This is a genomic window from Prauserella cavernicola (assembly GCF_016595675.1).
Classification (GTDB): domain Bacteria; phylum Actinomycetota; class Actinomycetes; order Mycobacteriales; family Pseudonocardiaceae; genus Prauserella_A; species Prauserella_A cavernicola.
On sequence record NZ_JAENJH010000049.1, the window covers coordinates 1 to 309 of the forward strand.

Genomic DNA, 309 nt, shown 5'->3' on the forward strand with positions numbered 1-309 from the left:
CTTACCGCGCTGCCCGAGGTGCCCGACCACGTCTTCGTGCTCACCAACGCCGAACCCGAGATCGACACGGTGCGCGAGAGCGCCGCGCTCGGTGTGCCGCAGGCGACGATCCTCGCCAGCCGGTGCGGCGAGGAGGGCGCGGAAGGCCTGGTGCGGCAGGAGCGGTTGCGCGCGGCGGCCCGCGAGGGCGGCGTGCGGCTGTTCGGGCCGAGCAGCCTCGGCGTGGTCAACCCGCGCACCCACCGGCTGCTCACCGCCAACGCGGCGTTCGACGCGGAGCTGCTGCAGGGCGAGCTGTTCGTCGCCTCG

1 protein-coding gene is annotated in these 309 nt (G+C 74.8%); it reads left to right on the top strand.

Annotated elements, in window-relative coordinates; translation table 11 throughout:
• Nucleotides 1–309: CoA-binding protein (locus JHE00_RS34640; protein ID WP_200326426.1), on the top strand; the 309-nt coding region annotated here is incomplete at both ends.